At 71.8% G+C, this 16614-nt stretch carries 13 protein-coding genes and 1 pseudogene; 7 read left to right on the top strand and 7 right to left on the bottom strand.

All coding sequences use genetic code 11. The features are described 5' to 3' along the window. Positions 1 to 110: 110 nt before the first annotated feature. Entirely contained in the window at positions 111 to 770 is a 660-nt protein-coding gene (locus ACILSK_RS12970) for an NUDIX hydrolase (RefSeq protein WP_395727736.1), read from the top strand. Positions 771 to 1005: 235 nt separating this feature from the next. Here the strand turns inward: ACILSK_RS12970 and ACILSK_RS12965 are convergent, their stop codons facing one another. Genes ACILSK_RS12965 through ACILSK_RS12955 form a run of 3 tightly spaced genes read right to left on the bottom strand, consistent with a single transcriptional unit; the run spans position 1006 to position 4356 of the window. Beyond that, positions 1006 to 2343 (bottom strand): adenylosuccinate synthetase, encoded by a 1338-nt coding sequence (locus ACILSK_RS12965; RefSeq protein ID WP_395727581.1) that lies wholly within the window; start codon positions 2341 to 2343, stop codon positions 1006 to 1008. Beyond that, positions 2340 to 3314, bottom strand: coding sequence for a hypothetical protein (locus ACILSK_RS12960; protein ID WP_395727580.1), 975 nt, complete (start codon positions 3312 to 3314; stop codon positions 2340 to 2342). Before ACILSK_RS12960 ends, ACILSK_RS12965 begins: the two co-directional genes overlap by 4 nt. A gap of 28 nt (positions 3315 to 3342) precedes the next feature. Continuing rightward, on the bottom strand, positions 3343 to 4356 hold the full coding sequence (locus tag ACILSK_RS12955) for an adenylate cyclase (protein ID WP_395727579.1): 1014 nt from the start codon (positions 4354 to 4356) through the stop codon (positions 3343 to 3345). A 277-nt stretch (positions 4357 to 4633) separates the two neighbouring features. Here ACILSK_RS12955 and cobN point away from each other — a divergent pair, with 277 nt between their 5' ends. Continuing rightward, positions 4634 to 8275, top strand: coding sequence for a cobaltochelatase subunit CobN (gene cobN / locus ACILSK_RS12950; protein WP_395727578.1), 3642 nt, complete (start codon positions 4634 to 4636; stop codon positions 8273 to 8275). A 317-nt stretch (positions 8276 to 8592) separates the two neighbouring features. Here the strand turns inward: cobN and dacB are convergent, their stop codons facing one another. After that, positions 8593 to 10287 carry a D-alanyl-D-alanine carboxypeptidase/D-alanyl-D-alanine-endopeptidase gene (gene dacB, locus ACILSK_RS12945; RefSeq protein WP_395727577.1) on the bottom strand — a complete coding sequence of 565 codons (1695 nt, stop codon included), beginning with the start codon at positions 10285 to 10287 and terminating at the stop codon, positions 8593 to 8595. A gap of 108 nt (positions 10288 to 10395) precedes the next feature. After that, positions 10396 to 10968 carry a helix-turn-helix domain-containing protein gene (locus tag ACILSK_RS12940; RefSeq protein WP_395727735.1) on the bottom strand — a complete coding sequence of 191 codons (573 nt, stop codon included), beginning with the start codon at positions 10966 to 10968 and terminating at the stop codon, positions 10396 to 10398. Positions 10969 to 11053: 85 nt separating this feature from the next. Here ACILSK_RS12940 and ACILSK_RS12935 point away from each other — a divergent pair, with 85 nt between their 5' ends. The 4 genes from ACILSK_RS12935 (at position 11054) to ACILSK_RS12920 (ending at position 14113) form a co-directional block, all read left to right on the top strand. Next, on the top strand, positions 11054 to 11989 hold the full coding sequence (locus tag ACILSK_RS12935) for an NAD(P)/FAD-dependent oxidoreductase (protein ID WP_395727576.1): 936 nt from the start codon (positions 11054 to 11056) through the stop codon (positions 11987 to 11989). Positions 11990 to 12021: 32 nt separating this feature from the next. Further along, the gene (locus ACILSK_RS12930) at positions 12022 to 12261 is read left to right on the top strand and encodes a hypothetical protein (protein ID WP_395727575.1); all 240 of its coding nucleotides are present in this window, start codon (positions 12022 to 12024) and stop codon (positions 12259 to 12261) included. A 128-nt stretch (positions 12262 to 12389) separates the two neighbouring features. Then, positions 12390 to 13124 carry a DUF4386 domain-containing protein gene (locus ACILSK_RS12925; RefSeq protein WP_395727574.1) on the top strand — a complete coding sequence of 245 codons (735 nt, stop codon included), beginning with the start codon at positions 12390 to 12392 and terminating at the stop codon, positions 13122 to 13124. 47 nt (positions 13125 to 13171) lie between these two features. Further along, positions 13172 to 14113, top strand: a complete 942-nt coding sequence (locus tag ACILSK_RS12920; protein WP_395727573.1) for a hypothetical protein — start codon at positions 13172 to 13174, stop codon at positions 14111 to 14113. A gap of 2 nt (positions 14114 to 14115) precedes the next feature. On the opposite strand, the gene ACILSK_RS12915 is transcribed toward ACILSK_RS12920, so the two are convergent. Both ACILSK_RS12915 and ACILSK_RS12910 read right to left on the bottom strand, forming a co-directional pair. Beyond that, entirely contained in the window at positions 14116 to 14877 is a 762-nt protein-coding gene (locus ACILSK_RS12915; RefSeq protein ID WP_395727572.1) for an alpha/beta fold hydrolase, read from the bottom strand. Between the two features lie 99 nt (positions 14878 to 14976). After that, the gene (locus ACILSK_RS12910; RefSeq protein WP_395727571.1) at positions 14977 to 15432 is read right to left on the bottom strand and encodes a MarR family winged helix-turn-helix transcriptional regulator; all 456 of its coding nucleotides are present in this window, start codon (positions 15430 to 15432) and stop codon (positions 14977 to 14979) included. 119 nt (positions 15433 to 15551) lie between these two features. On the opposite strand from ACILSK_RS12910, the pseudogene ACILSK_RS12905 reads away from it, so the two are divergent. Continuing rightward, positions 15552 to 16614, top strand: a pseudogene (locus ACILSK_RS12905) (MFS transporter); the annotation flags it as partial.

Genomic DNA, 16614 nt, shown 5'->3' with positions numbered 1-16614 from the left:
GTCGAGCCGGCACGGCCACGATCGAACACCGTGGCCGGGACTCGGAGGCAGGCCGGCGACGCCGGAGCCGGAATGCCCGACGGCCGTCCTACCCTGACCCGGTGCAATCGATGCCACCGGCGGCCGACCCCGCGCCCGGGCCGAGCCCGGACCGGGCACCGGCCGTGTCCTCCGAGGTATCCGTGGACGTCCTGGCCCTACGGTACGAGCGGTCGACCCGGCGCCTGCGGCTCGGGCTGCACCGGCGCACCGTCGGGCCGTTCGCCGGTGAGCTCGCCCTGCCCGGCGTGCTGCTGCGACGCGGCGAGCGGATCCGCGACGCGGCCGCCCGGGCGCTGGCCAAGATCGACGTGCGCTCGGACGCGGCCGGACAGCTGGTCACCTTTGACGAGCCGAACCGGGACCCGCGCGGACCGACGCTGTCCATCGCCACCTGGGCCGTCACCACCGACGCGGGGTCGGCGACCTGGCAGGCTTTCGACGAGCTGCCCGCCCTCGCCTTCGACCACTGCCGGATCGTCGCCGACTGCCGGCCGCGGTTGGCCGGGATGCTCTGGCGTGATCCCGTTTTCACCCGGCGGTTGACCGGCGATGAGTTTCTCGCGACGGACGCGCTGGCTTTGCAGGCCGAGCTGGCCGGCACCGCCCCGGACCGTGGCAACCTGAACCGCACCCTGGCCGGACTGCCGGGACTGACCCGCACCGACCGGCTCGCCTCGACCGGCCGCGGCCGCCCCGGCACCGTCTGGGCCTGGAGCCCCCGGACCTGACCCCCGGCCCCTGTCAACTGACCCCCCCGCCCCTTGCCCGCGCGGATCAACTACGCCTGCGCGGATCAACTCACGCCGAATGGGACCCGTGGGACGCGAGTACACGACTTCATCCGCGCGTTCATCCACAGGCGCCCGCGGCCCGGCCCACCACCGGGCCGAGCCGAGCCGGGCCGGGCCGAGCTGGCCCGAGCCAAGCCAAGTCAGTCAGTCAGTCAGTCAGTCAGTCAGTCAGTCAGGCGAGCTTGCGGTCCGCCCGGTCCGGGCCGAACGCCAGCACCTGGACCGGTGCGTTCAGCGCCCGTTCCAAGGTGAGCACCGCGTCCCGGCTGCCGGTCAGGACCCGCCCCCGGCCGGTCGCCCCACCCAGCAACCCGGTCAATGCCGCCTGGTGGGCCAGGTCCTGCGGCGGACCGACCGGCAGCCGATCGGTGAACCCGGCCGCCGTCCGGTACGCGCCGACGGCGTGGATGGCGGGCAGCGCCGAATCGTCCACGACGTCCAGGTGCGAGACCGCCAAGGCATCCACCCCGCCGACCGCCTCGACCGCGTAGCTCAGCGCCACCAGGTCGAGATGCCCGGCGCGCCAACCACCCTGATACCTGCCGGGGCCGTTGTGCGGTTCGTCGACGGCGAGCAGCGCCGGGTCCTCGGTCGGCAGCGGCCCGGCGCCGTGCCGGGTGGTGTAGGTCCGGGTCAGACCCAGCACATCCCCGCGGGGCAGGCCCGCCTCGGCGAGCAACCGCTGCGCGTTCGCCGGGGTGGTCGTGCTCCAGGTCGTGTGCGGATGGAAACCCCGCCACTCGTCCAGCAGTACCCCCTGCGCCCCCTCGAATACCAGCCGGCCCCGGCGCGCGGTCCGGGCCAGATGGCCGGGAGCCGCGATCCGGACCGCCCCCGCGAACGCCTCGAGCAGGTCGGCCATCGCCTCGACGTCGTCGTGCCCGTGGTCGCTGCCGGCGAGCAGCGGGGCGTAGAACCGGACCAGCTCGTCCAGCCGGCGGCGCAGCGACCGGGGATCGAGGCAGTCCCGCACCCGCAGCGGCCGACCCCGCGTATCCGCGGGCGCCATCAGGTTCTCCACCCGCTCTCCGGCCCGCGCCCCGCGGCGCACCGCCAGGTCGTACCAGACGGTCTCACCGATGCCCAGCCCGGTCGAGCCGTGCCGTCCGGTGCCCCGCCGGTCCTCCCGGGTGCGGTTCGCGGCCACGTGCACAGGCGTGGTGAGCAGCGCGTCCGGGTCGACGGTGAGCAGGCTCAGCGGATCCGGCACGCCCAGGGCGGCCAGCTCCTCGGCCTCGCCGGCCAGCCCGATCGGCTCGACCAGGCAGTGCCGGCTCAGGAACGTCGGCACGCCGCACAGCGTCCCCGAGCCGAACTGCCGGAACGTGTGGTGCCGGCCGTCGGCGATCACGTTGTGCGCGGCCTGCGCCCCACCGTTGAACCGCACGACTCCGGCGACATCACCCTGGCTGCAGAGGAAGTCGACGGTGGCTCCCTTGGCCTCGTCGCCGAAGCCCAGGCCGACGACGATGATCGTGCCACCGTCGGACCCGCCGATCGGCCCCGTCATCGAAGGTCGTCCGCGACGTCCAGGCCGGCCGGCAGGACACCCCGGGCAACCATCGGCCGGGCTCCGACGGTGGCCAGTGCCTTGCCAACGGCCACGCCGTGCGGGCTACCGATGTCGGCCAGGTCGGCCAGGCCCTCACCCAGGTCGATCGAGTCCTCCAGCAGGCCCAGGGTCAGCGCGATCAGCTCGCACACCGCCTCCGGGTCCTCCAGCTTGAGCAGCCGCTCGCCCAGCAGGCTCCGCCAGTGCTCGTTGACCTGCCGGTCGTCGTAGTAGGCGGTCTGCCGGGGCAGGATGAAGAAGGTCTCCCACCGCTGCTGCACCTCCCGGTAGATCGCGGCGGTGTCCAGGTCCTCCCCCACCCGGTCGCCGATCACCCGGCGGACGTACTCGGCCCGCAGGGTGCGCTTGTTCATCTCGTCGCCGATGATGAACAGGTATCCCTTGCGGCCGCGCTTGTCCCAGGCGTCGGTTGCCGTGTGACGGGCGACGAAATAGGCTGCCAGCTCGTACGATTCGCTCTTCTGACCGCCGCCGCCGCCCTCCAGGAACAGGGTCCGCAGCTGCTCGTCCATCCGGTTGTCCGACTCGAACTGGCCGACCTGCAGCGGCACCCGGTCGCAGTCGGCGTCACCGATCGCGCCGAACATGATCTGCGGGTCCTGCACGTAGCCTTTGCGCTGCAGCAGGCCGAACAGCTCGGCCAGCCGGCGCTGCATGACCTGCGGCACCACTCCCATCGACCCGGTGACGTCGAACAGCACGACGATCGGGGTCGAGTGCGGGTGATCGGCGCCGTCCCTCGATTCGCGGACGGTGACGCCGCGCGGGTCGAGGGCCTGGTCGGCCTTCCACTGGCTCGCCGGCCGCGCCCGCATCCCGGCGCTGTAGGCGAAGTCGGCGGCGCCGGTGGCCCGGCGGAAGGTCGCGGCGGCGCGATAGGCGTTGTCGTCCCAGGCTCCGTGTCCCATGGTGGTGTCCTCTCTCGGAGTTGCGGTGTCAGACCGCGATGGTCGGGGTGGTGGGTACTGCGAAGGGGCGGAACCGGCGGGCTCCGTAGAGCCGGCCGATCAGCTCGTCGTACTCGTCCAGCAGCGCGTCGGCGGACGGCCGCATGCGCGGATTCCGGAGCAGACAACCTCGGGCGTAGGCGATCTGAGCCTTTTCGTCGGGCGCCAGCAACTCGATCATCAGCGTGTGCAGCTGGTACACGTCGGCCTTCCCGGTGACGGGCCGGCCGGCCGTCGCCTCGGGCGGGTAGTTCGCGGACCCGATCCGGCCCGGCAGCGGCGCGCCGCTCGGCGTCGCGAACGACCAGCCGGCCAGCACCACACCGTGCCGCTGCGGATGGATCAGCACGTTGTCGGTGACGATCGCGCCGTGCACCAGTCCGGCCAGCTGGGCACCGGCGACGGCGCGCAGCAGCCGCCGGTACATCCATGCCCAGTCCCGGCCGTCCAACCCCTCCGGGTAGGCCCGCCGCACGTCGGCCAGGGTCACGAAACCGTCGGTGATGGCGGTGAGCACGTTGACCTGCCGGACCTGGCCGTCGGTGCCGGCGATCGCGCCGATGTCCCGCAACCGCGGGTAATACGGCCGGAGCCATTCGTGGGATGACGTCAGGTCGGCCAGCCTCCGGTAGGCGACCCGCTCGTTCTCCAGGAACCGGTTCGACGCCGGCCGCCGGGCGATCTTGAGCACCACGTCGCCGCTGCGGAAGATCGTGGCCGCGCTGCCCTGCGCCAGCAGACCACCCACCGGGTAGGCGTCGAGCCGGCCGATGACGGTCGGCGCGGTCCGGTCGGGACCAGCGACCCAGTCCCGGTACAGCTGTTCCAGCCGCAGGAACGCGGCCGGGTCGCCCGCCCGGTCCGGATGCAGCAGGAACGCGTACTGCCGGTACGTCCGCCTGGCCGCCCGCACCGTCGCCGGTCCCTGCGCCCGGGGACCGAACAGGTCCTCCGGCCGATGCGCTCCGAGCACCGCGTGCCGGGCTCCGTCTGTCGTCGTCATGTTTCTAGTCTGCATGACTAATTGAGAAAGCGCAAGGCTGCGCTTAAATTTCCGCATCTCCGCCTCCGTCCGGCTCGCGTCCCGCCCAGCCCCCCTTCTCGCCGACTCGCCCGAAGTGCAGGTTCGGAATCGATTCCGAACCTGCAGGTGTGGCGAGTCGGCGGGATCACGGGCGGGGCAGGGCGGTCGGTGGGGCGGGACCGGTCGGCGGGATCACGGGGAGCGCGGGTCCGGGGTGAGCGACCGACAGGCGGGTGGGGCTGCCACAGTGGAACCCATGCCCCGCATCGCGCTGCTGTCCACGTCCGACACCGATCTGCTCTCGGCCCGTGCGTCCGGGGCCGACTATGCGCTGGCCAACCCGGCTCGGCTGGATGTCACCGACGATCTCCCGGCGGTGCTGGACGGCGCCGACCTGGTGATCGTCCGGATCCTGGGCACCGCCCGGACCTGGCAGGACGGGCTCGATGTGCTGGCCGCACGGGGTCTGCCCACCGTGGTGCTGGGCGGCGAGCAGACCCCGGATGCCGAACTGATGCGACTGTCCACCGTGCCGATCGGCATCGCGGCGCAGGCGCACGCGTACCTCGCCGAGGGCGGCGCCGCCAATCTGCGGCAGCTGCACGCGTTCGCCGGCGACACCGTGCTGCTCACCGGGGCGGGCTTCGACCCGCCCACCGTCATCCCGTCCTGGGGCTATCTGGACCGGGACCCGCTGCCCGCCGACCGGGCCCGGGTCGGGATCCTGATCTACCGGGCCCACCACACGTCCGGCAACACCGCATTCGTCCATGCCCTGGCCGACGCCGTCGACGCCACCGGCGACGCGGTCGCGGTGCCGATGTTCTGCTCCTCGCTGCGCACCGCCCCACCGGACCTGCTGACCGCGCTCGGCAAGCTGGACGCGTTGATCGTGACGGTGCTCGCGGCCGGCGGCACCACACCGGCCGATGCGTCCGCGGGCGGCGACGACGACGGCTGGGACGTCAGCGAACTGGCCGCGCTGGACATCCCCATCCTGCAGGGCCTGTGCCTGACCTGGTCGCGGGAGGCCTGGGCCGGCTCCGACGACGGCCTGTCCCCGCTGGACGTGGCCACCCAGGTCGCCGTCCCCGAGTTCGACGGCCGGATCATCACGGTGCCGTTCTCGTTCAAGGAGACCGACCCGGCGGACCCCGCCGGGCTCCCCCGGTATGTCGCCGACCCGGAGCGCTGCGCCCGGGTCGCGGCCATTGCCGCCGCGCATGCGCGGCTGCGGCACACCCCGGCGGCCGACCGGCGGGTGGGCCTGGTGCTATCGGCCTACCCGACCAAGCACTCCCGCATCGGCAACGCGGTCGGCCTGGACACCCCCGTCTCGGCGGTCCGGCTGCTCCGGGCGCTGCGGCACGCCGGGTACGAGATCGGTGACGACCTCCCGGGTCTCGGCCCGGTCGAGCCCGTCGCGGGCGAGGAGCCGGACACCACCGCCGGCAACACGCTGATCCACGCGCTGATCGCGGCCGGCGGGCAGGACGAGGAGTGGTTGACCGCCGAACAGGTGGCCGGGCAGCCGGTCCGCATTCCGGCGGCGCAGTACCGAAGGTGGTTCGCCGAGCTGCCGACCGACCTGCGGGACGCGGTGACCGAGAAGTGGGGTCCAGCACCCGGCGACCTGTTCGTGGACCGGTCGCGGGACCCGGACGGCGAGATCGTGCTGGCCACGCTGCAATCCGGCAACATCGTCGTGCTCGTCCAGCCGCCCCGCGGGTTCGGTGAGAACCCGATCGCCATCTACCACGACCCGGACCTACCGCCCTCGCACCACTACCTGGCCTGCTACCGCTGGCTGGAACGGGGCTTCGGCGCCCACGCGCTCGTGCACATCGGCAAGCACGGCAACCTGGAGTGGTTGCCCGGCAAGAACGTCGGAATGTCCGCATCCTGCAGCACCGACGCCGCGCTGGGCTCGGTGCCGCTGATCTACCCGTTCCTGGTCAACGATCCGGGCGAGGGCACCCAGGCCAAACGGCGGGCGCACGCGGTGATCGTCGACCACCTCATCCCACCGATGGCCCGGGCCGAATCCTACGGCGATATCGCCCGGCTGGAACAGCTTCTCGACGAGCACGCGACGGTCGCGGCGATGGATCCGGCCAAACTACCGGCCGTCCGGGCACAGATCTGGACGCTGATCCGGGCCGCCAAGATGGACCACGACCTGGGCCTGGCCGGCGCCGACCGGCCCGAGGGCGACGACTTCGACGACTTCATCCTGCACGTCGACGGGTGGCTGTGCGAGATCAAGGACGCCCAGATCCGTGACGGCCTGCACGTCCTCGGCCAGGCCCCGACCGGCTCGGCGCGGGTGGACCTGGTGCTGGCGATGCTGCGCGCCGCCCAGGTGTGGGGCGGGCGGGTGAACGCGCTGCCCGGGCTGCGGTCGGCACTGGGCCTCAAGGACGACGCCGACCTGGCCGGCGTCGACGCCGTCGAACAGCAGGCCCGGGCGCTGGTGCAGGCCTGCGAGAACGCCAGCTGGGCAGCCGATGCCGTCACCGGAATCGTCGAGGCCCAGCTGGGCCAGGCCGATCCGGCCGTCGCCGCGATCCTGGGATTCGCCGCCACCGAGGTGGTGCCGCGGCTGGCCGCCACCACGAACGAGCTGAGCTCCGTGCTGCACGCCCTGGACGGCGGATTCGTCGCCGCCGGCCCGTCCGGCTCGCCGCTGCGCGGCCTGATCAACGTGCTGCCCACCGGCCGCAACTTCTACTCCGTCGATCCCAAGGCGGTGCCCTCCCGGCTGGCCTACGACACCGGCGCGGCCATGGCCGAATCGCTGGTGGCCCGGTACCGGGCCGACACCGGGGAGTACCCGCGATCGGTGGGACTGTCGGTATGGGGGACGTCCGCGATGCGGACCGCCGGCGACGACGTCGCCGAGGTACTCGCGCTCGTCGGCGTCACCCCGGTGTGGGACCCGGCCTCCCGTCGCGTCAGCGACCTGCAGGTCATCCCGGCCGCCGAGCTCGGCCGTCCCCGGATCGACGTCACCGTCCGCATCTCCGGGTTCTTCCGGGATGCGTTCCCGCACGTGGTGACCATGCTGGACGATGCGATGCGGTTGGTCGCGGCGCTGGACGAGCCGGCCGATGTCAACTATGTCCGCGCGCATGCGCAGGCCGAACTGGCCGAGCACGGTGACGAGCGCCGGGCCACCACCCGGATCTTCGGGTCCGCGCCCGGCGCCTACGGGGCCGGCCTGCTCCCCCTGATGGAGTCCGGGAACTGGCGCGACGACGCCGATCTCGCCCAGGTCTACACGGCCTGGGGCGGCTTCGCCTACGGCCGGGGGCTGGACGGGGTCCCGGCCGCCCAGGACATGCAGGCCAACTACCGGCGGATCGTCGTGGCGGCCAAGAACACCGACACCCGCGAGCACGACATCGCCGACTCCGACGACTACTTCCAGTACCACGGCGGCATGATCGCCACCGTACGGGCGCTGACCGGGCAGGCGCCGAAGGCGTACATCGGCGACTCCACCAACCCGGACGCGGTGCGCACCCGCTCGCTCACCGAGGAGACCGCCCGGGTGTTCCGGGCCCGGGTGGTGAACCCGCGCTGGATCGCCGCGATGCGCCGGCACGGCTACAAGGGCGCCTTCGAGCTGGCCGCCACCGTCGACTACCTGTTCGGCTATGACGCCACCGCCGGCGTTGTCACCGACTGGATGTACGAGTCGCTGGCCCGCACCTACGCCCTCGACGAGGAGAACCAGGCCTTCCTGCGGCACGCCAACCCCTGGGCCCTGCGCGGCATCGTGGAGAAGCTCACCGAGGCCGCCGACCGGGGCCTGTGGGCCGAGCCGGACCCCGACCTGCTGGCCGAGCTGGCGCAGGTCTACCTGGACGTGGAAGGCGACCTCGAGGACCGCTGACCCGCACCGCCGTCCCCACCGCCACTCGCGACGGGTCGACTCGGCCGCGCGGATCAACTACGCCGGCGCGGCCGAAATCGCCAACTTCCGTCCCACCCGCCACATTCCGGGTGAGTTGATCCGCGCAGTTGTCCACAGCGGGCGGTGTGGATTGCTGCGCGGGCGAAGTCGTCGATCGGCGCCCCACCCGTCACATTCGGGGTGAGTTGATCCGCGCAGCCATAGATGATCCGCGCGGTCAGGGGAGTCGGCGCAGGCGAGGTCGATCCGGGTGAAGGGCGGGGATCAGCGCGGTGAAGGGGACGGCGCAGGTGGGGTCAGAAGGCCTGCTGGATGGACGTGACGACCTTGCCGACGTCGTCGTTGGCCGCGAAGACGCCGTTGATGTCGGCGAAGACGCTGTTGGTGGAGATGACCGCGAAGGCCAGCTTCCGCCCGGAGGCGGCGTCGATGTACCCGCCGAGCGCCTTGGCGCCCAGCAGCAACCGGCCGTTGAACAGGTCGCCGCTGCCGAGCGTCCCGGTCTTGGCGAAGACCTTGCCGGCGGCCGGTCCGTTCGGTTGCACCAGCGACAGCGACCCGTCCACCCCGAGAATCGGCAGCGCCGCCCGCCACTGGTCGACGTCGGGCCGCTTGGCCATGATGATCTGCAGGTCCGCCTCGTTGCTCGCGGTGATCAGGTTGCCGGGCAGGCCGGACCCGTCGATCAGGCTGGCGCCCTTGGTGTCCAGCCCCGCCGCGGACCAGATCTGGGCCGCCTTGGCCAGACCGTCGCCGCACTTGGTGCTGCCGGCCGCGACCGCCAGCCGGCACACGTAGGTCTCCGCGCCGAGGTTGTAGCTGATCTTCAGCACGTAGGTGGCCTCCTCCCGCAGCGGCAGGGACGTCAGCTCCGCAACGGACGGCAGCGCGGACACCGCGGACGGCTCCGGCAGCGCCGCGTCGGGGTTGGCCGCCACCGGATCGGCGGTGACGGTGACTCCGGCCCGGCCCAGCGCTTCGATGAACGCGGTGCGGGCGAACCGCGCCGGGTCGTCGAACGCGTAGGTGTTCACCACCGGCGCGCTGTCCGCGGCGATCGTGCCGGTCAGCACGACGCTGCCGAATTCGGGTGAGGACACTTTGATCTCGGTCTTGCCGCCGGCGGCGACCGTCTGCACCTGGCTGGTCACCGTCCACGGCGCGACCTTGGGCCGCAACTCGGTGGTGGCGGTCTGACCGACCTGGGCGGGCGTGGTGGTGAAGTCGATGACGTTCTGGTTGATGATGATCGGGGTCACCGGCCCGTTCTCCAGGTGGTGCGGCTCCCACAACCGATCGTCGACGATCACGTCGCCCGATACCGTGTTCACCCCCGACGCCTTGACCTGGGCGGCGAGGTCGTCCAGGCCGGTCAGCGGGTCCTCGGTGGTCAGGGTCGCCCCGGGAATGGCGTTGGCGTCGTTGTGATCCAGGTCGGTGAAGTCGACCGTGCCGTCCGGTTTGGTTCGGCCACCCATGGTCAGGTCGCCCATGCCGACCAGGATCAGGTCGCCGGACAGGGTGCCGTCGACGATCTCGCCGGTCCGCCGCACCGGAGTGACGACCGTGGAGTCGGGTCCGAACTGCTGCCAGGCGGCGCCGGTGCTGTAGGTCTTGACCACCGAGCCGGGTTCGAACAGCGTGCCGTCGTTGAGCGCGATCAGGGATTCGCCGCTCGTCAGGTCCTTGACCGCGATGGCCCACTGACCCTGCGCGTACGCCGGGGCGTTCATCACCGCCAGCGCCGACGCGTCGAGGCCGGGCACCGGAGTCGCCGCCGTCGGCCCGGGCGAACCCGACGCCGGGGCGCCCGCCGAACCCGACGCCGCGGCGGCGCCCGGAGACGACGCAGCGGTGGCGGCCTCGGTGCTCCCACCGGTACAGGCGGCCGTCGCCGCCAGCACCCCGCAGAGCATCAGGGTGAGCACCGCCCGCCGGCGTCCGGCCGGTCGGTGGTCGCGGGCGGCGGAGATCGATCCGGCGTGTGTCACGGGCGGCCCCTTCCGGTCGATGGCCGGCGACGACGCCGGTCCAGCGAAGCCCATCATGATCAAAGTCGGCCGGCCATAGACCCAGCACTACAATTTCGCCTCCCGCGCTTACTGGGCCGTGGTGCGCACGTGCATCTCCTCACCGGGCCGGCCGAAGACGCTCAGCACCTCGGCGGGCCCCTCGCCCGTGCTGCCGAACCAATGCGGGGTGCTGGTGTCGAACTCGCACACCTCACCGGCGCCCAGAACCAGGTCGTGATCACCGAGCACGAGCCGCATCCGGCCGGACAGCACGTACAACCATTCCTGACCATCGTGCGTCCGTGGTTCCGGAGTGGTCTTCGACGTCGGGATGACGATCTTCCACGCCTGCACCCCACCCGGTTGACCGGTCAGCGGGATGACGGTGCGCCCCTTCACCCGGCGCGGCTTGAGCCGGACCCGGGGATCGCCCACCTCCGGCGCCCCGACCAGGTCGTCCAGGGGGACCCGGTAGACCAGCGCCAGCGGCAACAACAACTCCAGGCTGGCCCGCCGCTGACCTGTCTCGAGCCGGGACAACGTGCTCTTCGAGATCCCGGTGCTGGCCGCCAGCGCGGTCAACGTGACGCCGCGTGTCACGCGCAGTTCCTTCAGGCGCGGACCGACCCGGTCGAGGGCGGCCGCGACCACCGCCGCAATGTTCTCCACCGACCGATCCCACCAAGCTTTCCCGGAAACGGCAACGATCGTTGTTCCGGCGAGGGCGGGCGCCGATCCTCGGTGCATGGACACATACGACGTCATCGTCATCGGAGCCGGCGCCGCCGGCCTGTCCGCCGCCCTGGTGCTGACGCGAGCGCGGCGCCGGGTACTGGTCGTCGATTCCGGCGCTCCACGCAATGCCCCGGCCCGGCACATGCACGGATTCCTGTCCCGGGACGGGCTGCCACCGAGCGAACTGTCGGCGATCGGCCGGGCCGAGATTGCCGGCTACGGAGGCGAGATCGTGCCTGGTTCGGTGGTCGAACTGGTCGCCTGCGATGCCTCGGGATTCCGGGCCCGGCTCGGGGACGGACCACGCGTCGCCGCCCGCCGGGTGCTGGTGGCCACTGGCTTGCGCGACGAGATCCCCACTGTCCCTGGCCTTTCCGACCGCTGGGGGCGGGACGTGCTGCATTGCCCCTACTGCCACGGCTATGAGGTGCGGGACCGGCGGCTGGGCGTGCTCGGCTGGGCGCCCGGGTCGGCCCGTTACGCCCAGCTCGTCCGGCAATGGAGTCGGGACGTCGTCATGGTGGCGCCGGCCGGTTCGTTGACCACGGTCGAACGGGCGCAACTCCTCGCCCGCTCGATCGAGGTGGTCGAGGGCGAGCCGGTGGGGGTGGTCGTGCGGTCGGACCGGCTCATCGGCATCCGGCTCGCCGACGGGACCGTGATCACCCTGGACGCCCTCTTCGTGCCGCCGCGATTCCGGCCGCACCACGACCTGCTCCTCCAGCTGGGGGTCGCCGTCGACGAATCCGGCTGGACGGTGGTCGATAGCACCGGACGCACGAGTGTGCCCGGGCTCTGGGCGGCGGGCAACGTGGTGAACCCCCGGGCCCAGGTCATCACGGCCGCCGGCGACGGGTCCGCGTCTGCCATCGACATCAACGCCGACCTGGTCGAGGAGGACGTGCGCATCGCGACTCGCGAGGCCGCCCACGGGCTGCTCGTCTGAGACCGCCCATTCCAATCCTGAGAGGAGACAGCATGTCCGGCAACGCATCCGCACCGGTCGGGCCTCGTCCGCCCGGCAAGCACCAACTGGCACTGATGATCTGGTTGGCGGTGTTCCCCACGCTGACCGCCATCAACCTCGCCTTCGGCGACTGGTTGAGCACGCTGCCCGCACTGCTCCGCACCTTCGTGCTCGCCACCGTTGCGGTGCCCATCGTCATCTACGGCCTGATGCCGCTGCTGCACCGGCTGCGCGCGCGGTTACTGGCCTGACCGCGAACGGCCGGCCACCGGCAGATTCACCAGGCAGATCACCACACATGGTGATCCGTTCTCACCATCGGGTTCGTACCGTCGGACCCAACCGATCCGGCACACGCCACACCCGAGGGGACCCACCCATGACCGCCACCGCCCAGACCATCGAACCGATCCGGCCGGCGCCGGACCCCACCCGACGCACCGCCCGCGCCGCCGGCATCCTGTATCTGCTGACCTTCGTCTCCATGCCGACCCTCGCGTTGTACCAGCATGTGCGGCAGCAACCCGACTTCGTGCTCGGGTCGGGCGGCACCACGGGTGTGCTGTGGGGCGCGCTGTCCGAGGTCGTCGTCGCGTTCGCGTGCATCGGCACGGCCGTCGTGCTGTTTCCGGTGGCCAAGCGGCAGAGCGAAACCGCCGCAGTGGGTTTCGTCGCCAGCCGGGTCATGGAAGGAACCCTGATCGTCGTGGGCGTGGTCAGTGTGCTGACCATGACGACGCTGCGACAGTCGGCCGCCGGCGCCGATCCGGCCGCCCTGTTGGTCACCGGCCGGGCGCTGTCGGCCGCCTACGACTGGACCTTCCTGCTCTCCCAGAGCCTGCTGCCGGTGGTGAACGCGCTGTGCCTGGGCACCGTCCTGTACCGGTCCGGCCTGGTCCCGCGGATCCTCCCGCTGATCGGGCTGATCGGCGCCCCGTTGCTGTTGCTCTCCGACATCGCCATCTTCTTCGGCCTTCTCGATCGGACGTCGCCATGGGTGCTGCTCGGCGCGCTGCCGATCGCGGTGTGGGAGTTCTCGCTGGGCGTGTACCTGGTCGTCAGGGGCTTCCGGCCGGCGGCGGTCGCCACGCTGTACGCGCGCCCGCCGCACTGACCACGAACAACACTACGATCGGTGGCCCGGCAGATGAAGGATGGGCCATGACCGTGCTGATCGATTCGTTCGCCGACCCGGCCGGCCGGCTGGCGGCGCTGACCGGCATCATCGAAGGGCCGGACGGGTGGGTCTGGTTCACCTCCCCGGGCACCGACCGGATCGGCCGCATCGAGCCGGCGACGGGCGCGATCGAAACGTTCACCGACCCGAGTGGCGAGCTGCGCGGCCCGGCGAACGTCATCCCGGGCGTCGACGGCAGGCTCTGGTTCACCTGTCCGACCACCGACCTCGTCGGCCGGATCGACCCGGCCGCACCCGACCCGCAGGCCACGCTGACCGCGTTCACCGCGCCCGGCCTGCGCAACCCGGTGGCCATCAAATCGGCGGCCGACGGACGGATCTGGGTCAGCCTGCGCGCGGCGGACGCGCTGGCCGCGATCGACCCCCTCGCCGACGATCCCGGCGCGTCGACGCTCGTCATCACCCACCCCGCGATCGACCTGCCCGCGGCGATCTTCCCGGCCGCCGATGGCCGGTTGTGGTTCACCAACACGGGGAATCCCGGCATCGGCTCGCTCGAGCCGACCGCCGGCGACCCGGCGGGCACCATCACGGTCTTCACCCCGCCGGGCCGACCGGCGTTGCGGGCCTGGGCACCGGACCGGGCCGGCCGGCTCTGGATCTCCACCCGAAACCCCGGTGGAATCGCCCGGTTCGATCCGGTCGATCCGCTCGGCAGCTGGTGGCACGTCACCGGACCTGACTTCGCCGCCCCCGATGGCAATGCGCTCGGCGCCGATGGTGGGATCTGGGTGGTGGACAGCGAGCGGAACGCCCTCCTGCGCATCGATCCCGAGTCGGGCGACGTCGAGACCATCCTGGATCCGACGATCGGCGCGCCGTTCGATCTGAAAACCGGCCCCGGGCGGACGCTTTGGTTCACCAACCGGAGCACGCCGACGATCGGCCGGGTCCGGCTCGGCTGACGTCAGCCGGCCGACGCAGCAACGACCGCCCGCAGCGTCGGCTCCGGGGCCTCCAGCTGCGGCTGGTGGCCGGCGGCCGGGATCAGCTCGAACCGGGCGCCGGGGATCGCCGCCGCGTAGGCGCGCCCGTACTCGGGCCCGACGATGCCGTCACTGGCACCCCAGAGCACCAAGGTCGGGACGGTGATTCCGGCGAGTCGCCCGGCCAGGGTCGGATCAGCCGGCGACCCGGCGGTGTAGGCGGCCAGCGCCGCCCCGTTGGCGGCCATCGCGGCCTGCGCCTCCGGCGGGAGCGTCGCGGGGTCGACCCGGAAGCGGTCCGCGTCGTGGAACGCCAGATCGGTGATCTGGTCCGGGGTCAGGTCGAACACGTCGGCCACCGGATGCCCGGGCACGTCGATACCGATCGCGTCGATCAGCACCAGTGCGGCGATCCGCTTCGGGGCGAGCAGCGCCAGCTCCGCGGCGACCCACCCGCCGAGGGAGCTGCCGACCACGGTCACCCGTGCGAGATCGAGTTCGTCCAGCACCCCCGCATACAGGGCCGCCAGGCCGGGGATGTCGGTCGTCCCGGTACGAAAGGGCGTGCCGGCAAAACCGGGATGCACCGGCGTGATGACCCGTCGTCCGCCCGCGGCCAGGACGTCGGCGAATCCGGCGACCGACATCGGACCTGCCCCGCCGTGCAGCAGCAGGATCGCCGGGCCCGAACCGGCATCGGTCATGGTGAGGTCAAGCAGGACGGACGGCAAGGTTTCGGTCACGGGGGATCCGTTCGTGAGGGTATTTTCCGGGCAAACTATCCCGCCCACCCTCTCCCGCGAGGGTGAACCTCGGCCGTGACCCAGAGTCATCCAGGATGATCAACCCGATGCGGTGACCTCGACCTCGGCCAGCGCCCGGACCAGGAACGTCAACTCCGGGACCGCGGCCGCCTCGTCGAGAACCTCGCGCAGCACCTCGTCGTGCACCGGCCGCACCTGGTCCAGTAGCTCCCGGCCCGCCGGGGTCAGCTCGGTGTAGATGCCCCGGCGGTCGTCGGCGCAGACGATCCGGGTGAGCAGGCCGCGGTCCTCCAGCCGGTTGACCAGCCGGGTGGTGGCCGAGGCGGACAAGGCGGCGGCCCGGGCCAGTTGTTGCATCCGCATGTGCCAGCCGTCCTGCCGGCTCAACGCGTCCAGCACGGTGTACTCGACCACCGAGATACCGGCCGCACCGGTGAGCGCGCGTTCCAACCGGTTCTCGATCATCCCGTGCAGTGACGCGAGGGTGCGCCAGCCCTGGGCGCGAACCTGAACGGCGTCGTCGCCGATGCCCATGGGGAGCCACCTCACACAAATAGTTGCTTGCGCGCTCTATCGGCGCATGCAATAGTCAATATCAAGCGTATGCAACTATCAGCGTACGCGCCTCACTCCTCCAGCGAAAGAAGACCGGAATGCCTGCGGGACTCATCGCCCTCGCGCTCGGCGGGTTCGGGATCGGCCTGACCGAGTTCAACATCATGGGCCTGCTGCCCGAGGTGGCCGCCGACTTCGGCGTCACCGAGGCCGCGGCCGGCGCTCTCATCACTGGGTACGCCCTGGCCGTCATCGTCGGCGCACTCGGCCTGACCGCGGCCACCACCCGGCTGCCCCGCAAGCGGGTGCTGCTGGGACTGCTCGTGCTGTTCATCGTCGGCAACGCGATCAGCGCCGCCGCCCCCAGCTACGAGGTGATGATGACCGGCCGGGTCATCGCGGCCCTGTGCCACGGCGCGTTCTTCGGCATCGGTTCGGTCGTTGCCGCCGGCCTGGTCGCGCCCGAGCGTGATCACCGTCATCGGCGTCGTCGCGTTGCTGGGGGTGCTGGCGCTGGTCCCGGCGGATCGGGGCGACCGCGAGAGCACCCGGCTCCGTGACGAGCTGGGCGCCTTCCGGGACCGCCAGGTGTGGCTGTCCATGGCCGTCACGGTCCTGGGCTTCGGCGGCATGTTCGGCGCCTTCACCTACATCGCCTACACGCTGACCGAGGTCAGCGGATTTGCCGCGAGCACCGTGCCGTGGCTGCTGGTGCTCTTCGGGACCGGCCTGCTGATCGGCAACGTCGTCGGCGGGCGATTCGCCGACCGCGCCCTGGACCGGAGCCTGCTGGTCATTCTGGGCGCGCTGGTGGTGGTGCTGGCGGCGTTCGCGCTGGCCGCGCCGAACCCGATCGCGACCGCCGTACTGATCTTCCTGATGGGCGGCTTCGGCTTTGCGACGGTGCCCGGCCTGCAGACCCGGGTGATGACCTACGCGGCGCATGCGCCGTCGCTCGCCTCGGCGGGCAACATCGCCGCCTTCAACCTGGGTAACGCACTCGGGGCCTGGCTGGGCGGGATCACCATCAGCGCCGGGCTGGGCTACACCTCGCCGATCTGGGCCGGAGCCGCACTCACCGTCGGCGCGCTGCTGGTCATGGCCGTGGCCGCCCGCACCGCTCCCCGGCGACCCGCACCGGCGGCCGTCGATCAGGACGTG

The organism is Nakamurella sp. (assembly GCF_044224575.1).
Lineage (GTDB): Bacteria > Actinomycetota > Actinomycetes > Mycobacteriales > Nakamurellaceae > Nakamurella.
The sequence above is the reverse complement of the archived record's forward strand: the minus strand, read 5'-3'. Positions and strand labels throughout refer to the sequence as shown.

Excerpts from the sequence above, each read along its gene's own strand:
- ACILSK_RS12970 (WP_395727736.1), top strand. The coding sequence starts at position 111 with ATGCCACCGGCGGCCGACCCCGCGCCCGGGCCGAGCCCGGACCGGGCA.
- ACILSK_RS12965 (WP_395727581.1), bottom strand. The coding sequence starts at position 2,343 with ATGACGGGGCCGATCGGCGGGTCCGACGGTGGCACGATCATCGTCGTC.
- ACILSK_RS12960 (WP_395727580.1), bottom strand. The coding sequence starts at position 3,314 with ATGGGACACGGAGCCTGGGACGACAACGCCTATCGCGCCGCCGCGACC.
- ACILSK_RS12955 (WP_395727579.1), bottom strand. The coding sequence starts at position 4,356 with ATGACGACGACAGACGGAGCCCGGCACGCGGTGCTCGGAGCGCATCGG.
- cobN (WP_395727578.1), top strand. The coding sequence starts at position 4,634 with ATGCCCCGCATCGCGCTGCTGTCCACGTCCGACACCGATCTGCTCTCG.
- ACILSK_RS12935 (WP_395727576.1), top strand. The coding sequence starts at position 11,054 with ATGGACACATACGACGTCATCGTCATCGGAGCCGGCGCCGCCGGCCTG.
- ACILSK_RS12930 (WP_395727575.1), top strand. The coding sequence starts at position 12,022 with ATGTCCGGCAACGCATCCGCACCGGTCGGGCCTCGTCCGCCCGGCAAG.
- ACILSK_RS12925 (WP_395727574.1), top strand. The coding sequence starts at position 12,390 with ATGACCGCCACCGCCCAGACCATCGAACCGATCCGGCCGGCGCCGGAC.
- ACILSK_RS12920 (WP_395727573.1), top strand. The coding sequence starts at position 13,172 with ATGACCGTGCTGATCGATTCGTTCGCCGACCCGGCCGGCCGGCTGGCG.
- ACILSK_RS12910 (WP_395727571.1), bottom strand. The coding sequence starts at position 15,432 with ATGGGCATCGGCGACGACGCCGTTCAGGTTCGCGCCCAGGGCTGGCGC.